The sequence below is a fragment of the uncultured Chitinophaga sp. genome, from assembly GCF_937874145.1.
Lineage (GTDB): Bacteria > Bacteroidota > Bacteroidia > Chitinophagales > Chitinophagaceae > Chitinophaga.
In genome coordinates this window covers 1-4394 of sequence record NZ_CALNBI010000139.1, presented here as the reverse complement: position 1 = coordinate 4394, position 4394 = coordinate 1, and the positions used below count along the sequence as shown (strand labels likewise).

Here is a 4394-nt window from a genome sequence, read left to right as displayed (position 1 = left end):
TGATATCGATATCCTCTTTCATAGCATCATCTAGAGAGATCCTCCCCCTGAGGAGTGGTAGAACGCCCTCCATGGGTGGCGGTGGGCAATGCGCAGCGCAACGGCATTGCGGTGATCGTGGGGTTACCCATTCCTTCGAGCCCTTATGAACAATACTTTTACCGCGATAAAGCAAAAACGGATTCTTTGTTAGCGGGCGTTCGCAGTGCGGTGTTGCGGTACCGGCATCATCCGGCACTGCTCATGTGGTGCCTGGGGAACGAGCCGGTGATGACGTGGAAGCCCGGGCACAAGGGTTTTTATTCTACCTACAACCGCCTGCTGGCCGCGATACACGATCTCGACCCGGAGCATCCCGTCACCACCACCATTCCCAATTTTAATATTGTCCAGATCTGGATGACGCGGCAGAAAGTGCCGGGGCTGGATCTGATTTCCTTCAATACATTCGGGCAGCTGAACAAGCTGAGCCAAAGGCTGGAACAGTTCTCCCGCATTTGGGACGGGCCTTTCCTCGTGGCGGAATGGGGCACATTAGGGCCCTGGGAGTCCGACATCACGGCCTGGCAGGCGCCCGTCGAAAATACGAGCAGCAAGAAGGCGGAACTGTTGCGGAAGATGTATGCCGCCGATCTTCCCGTTCACAACCCCCGATGCCTCGGCGCCCTCGCATTTTATTGGGGCCACCGCCAGGAAGCAACCGGCACCTGGTTCAGCCTCTTCTCCGAATCCGGCCAGCCCACCGAATCCGTGGCGGCGCTCCGCGAAGTATGGGGCAAGCCTGCGCACACGGAAAATTGGCCCAAAGTGAATTACATGCTCCTGGGCGGCAAAGGCGCCCGTGATAATATTTTACTCAACTCCGGCGCGCGGCATACGGCCTCGCTCCTCCTGGATTCCGGTAACCGCGCGCCTGTCGAAACCTTGCGGTGGCGCGTAACGCGGGAAGACTGGTACCAATACCCCGGACGGAAGTATCACCCGCAACCGCTGCTGGATACCGTTGTTCGTGCGGAAGACGGGCTGGAGCTGGCTTTCGCGGTGCCGCGGCGGGGGGGGCCTTACCGGATTTTTGTGGAAATCAACGCCCGGAATGGAAACATCGCCACCGCCAATACGCCATTTTATGTTGTTGAATAACCTATGCGAGATCTGAAACAAGCCCCGCAACCCACCCGGAGCGATATGCTCTCGCTGCGCCTGATGATCGCCATCGGTACGCTGGGGCTTTGCTTTTTCCTGTTTTGCCTGCTCAACCCCGTCCATATCGGGCATCCCGTTTTGTACTGGATGCTGGTGAGCGCAACGGTGTTCTCCTGCCTGCGGGTGCTGCACGAATGGTACCATTATCTTTTCATTTCCGTACCCGTTCCCAAACCTGGTAATAAACAGTTCACCGTTGACATCCTGACGACCTTCTGCCCGGGGGAGCCTTACGCCATGATCGTGGAAACCCTCGAAGCCATGCAGGCAGTTACCCATCCGCATACTTCCTGGCTTTGCGATGAAGCCGATGACCCTTACCTGAAGGACGTTTGCCGCAAACTGGGCGTGCGGCATGTAACGCGCAACCATCGCACAAACGCCAAGGCAGGCAATATCAACAACGCACTGCAATACGCTACAGGGGAGCTTTGCGTAGTGCTCGACCCGGATCACGTACCTGCGCCGGACCTGCTTGACCCCATCGTTCCGTTCTTCAACGACGAGAAAATCGGTTACGTACAGATCGTACAGGCTTATTACAACCTGGGCGACAGCCTCATCGCCAAAGGCGCAGCACAGCAAACGTTCCATTTCTACGGCCCGATGATGATGACGATGAACCGCTACGGCACCGTGCCTGCCATCGGGGCCAACTGCACTTTCCGGCGCAGTGCGCTGGATTCCATCGGCGGGCATGCGGCCGGGCTGGCGGAAGATATGCATACCGCCATGCAGCTGCACGCCAAAGGATGGACCTCCGCGTACCTGCCTGCGGTGCTGACGGAAGGAAGGGTGCCGTCGACTTTGTCGGCCTATTACAAGCAACAACTGAAGTGGTCGCGGGGCTGCCTGGAGTTGTTGTTCGTCACCTACCCGAAATTGTTTAAGAACTTCAGCTGGGCACAGCGCTTCCATTACGGGACGGCGCCGTTGCATTACTTATCCGGTTTGATTTTCCTGTTGAATTTTATCGTGCCGGTGATATCGTTGTCGATGGGGATTATCCCGTTCAAGATGGATCTGGTCCTGTTTGGACTGGCGGGGCTTCCTTTCCTGGTGAGCATCCTGGCCATCCGGCATTTCGTGCAACAATGGGTGATGGGCCGGGGCGAAAGAGGGAACCACGTGCTGGGGGGCTTTCTGCTGATCGGGACCTGGTGGGTGCATATACTGGGATTGGTGTATACCGTCATCCGGAAAAAAGTGCCTTACATTCCCACACCGAAAGACGACCAGGAAAAGGACAACTGGCTGCTCAACCTGCCGAATATCGTGGTGGCGGTGTGTTCGCTGGCGGCGATAATTTACGGGTTGTATATCGATTGGAACCCTTACACCTGGATCATGGCGGGCATCGCCGGGATCAACTGCGCGGTGATGGTTTTCAATATCGCCATCAGCCGGCAGAAGGACGTGCAGGAAGTACGGGCGCGCTTCAGGGTGCTGCGAAACAGTTTTTCGTATTACCGGATGCTGAAGCAATATTTCTGGAATTTCCGGCATGGCATTTACGCGGGGCTGCGGCAGTTCGCTTTCCCGATCATGTTGCTGATGGCCATTTCCACGCTATACTTGTTCAGCAGCATGCGCCGCGGCAATGTTTCCGGGGGGATGGGAGAACCGCGGGAGGCAGTTTTCTATACCGGCGTGTTCCACCCTTCGGAGCCGGGCGGGATCACGGAAAAGGCAGGCTGGGAAGATTTCCAGCGGCGCTTTGCCGTGCATGCGGATATCGTTTCCCTGTACATTCCCTGGGGCGATGGCCCCCGGTCGGAAGTGCCGCTGCAACTGGCGGAGGCGATTTATAAAAATGGGTCCTCGCCGATGATCACCTGGGAGCCATGGGCATCAGGGTTCGCTTTCTCCGCCCACGATCCCGAACTGAGCCGCGAACGGAAAGTCATGGCCCGGATTACGGCGGGCGTATTCGATAACTACATACAAAAATTCGCCCGGCAGGTGAAAGCGCTCAACCGGCCGGTGTTCCTGCGCTTCGCGCATGAAGCCGACAATCCGGGTTATCCCTGGTCTGCCGCCGGCGGCAATACGCCCGGCGAAATGAAAAACGCCTGGCGGCATGTGCATGACATCTTCCAGGCGGAACGTGCTTACAACGCCGTGTGGGTCTGGAATCCCTGGAAACCCGAAGCCGTGGAGCCTTATTTTCCCGGCCGCCGGTACGTGGACTGGCTCGGCGTCACGATGCTGAATTATGATTCGCTGGCCGCACAGGGCAAGGAATATTCGTTCGCGGAATTATACGCCCCCTTCCGCCGCAAACCCATTTTCCGTTCAGGCATTCCCGTGATGGTGGCGGAAGGCGGATCGTTGCGCACCGCGGGGCAACGCGAATGGATGGAAGACGCCGCGCGCTCCATTGCCGGCGTATGCCGGGAAGTGCAGGCCTTCGTGGTGTTCCATTCCGCCTTCGACCGGAACGTGCCTCCCGGCGCCAGCGTGTCCATGCTGGACTGGCGGCTGACCGACCCGGGGAATTTTTTCAAAGCCACCGGCGGGAATAAGAAAATGAGCGTTCCTCCCATGAAGCAGTTGCGCTATATCACGCCGCCTGCAGCTGCGGCGCGCCCCCGGTGGACCGACACGCTGCGCGGCATGGAATATCAAAAAGGTGGCAACTGGTTCCGCAACCTGCATGCGCTCACGCGCTCGGAAGTGGTGGCGGATTTCCAGGCGATGCGCGAGATGGGCGTCAATACCGTGCGCCGTTACGGCCCCGGCGCCTACGACCGGAACGTGCTGGCCGCCGCGCGGGAAACTTCGCTGGGGTTGCATTACGGGTTCTGGCTCCCGCCCGTGTCTGACGCAATAGCCGGCGAAGCGGTGCTGCGGCAGAAAACGGCGGAGATCGTTGCGGAAGTGAAGCGGTTGCAACATCAACCCGAAATCAAAGCCTGGAGCATTGCCAACACGTCGTTCAAATTCCTGCAATACCGTTTCGTAAAGCCCGCTTATCTCTACCAGCAGAAGGCGTATACACAATGGCTGCGGCAGCTGGTGCGGGAAATCCGGAAAGCGGATCCTTCGCGGCCGGTAACCATCGACGTAGATGCAAACAGCCAGATCTCGGGGCTTTTGCAATACCTGTATGACGAGATTCCGCAAGCCGCAGCGTTTGGCGTGGTGCTGCCGCCCGACGGGGAAGGGCTCGTGCAGCTGGAAGAAGTGAC

General features: G+C 58.2%; 2 protein-coding genes. Both read left to right on the top strand.

Annotation, left to right across the window (positions count from 1 at the left end; translation table 11 throughout):
- Positions 1 to 54 precede the first annotated feature (54 nt).
- Positions 55 to 1140, top strand: a complete 1086-nt coding sequence (locus tag Q0510_RS06580; RefSeq protein WP_298709366.1) for a glycoside hydrolase family 2 TIM barrel-domain containing protein — start codon at positions 55 to 57, stop codon at positions 1138 to 1140.
- A gap of 3 nt (positions 1141 to 1143) precedes the next feature.
- The coding region (locus tag Q0510_RS06575; protein ID WP_298709363.1) for a glycosyltransferase family 2 protein at positions 1144 to 4394 on the top strand (3251 nt) is incomplete at its 3' end.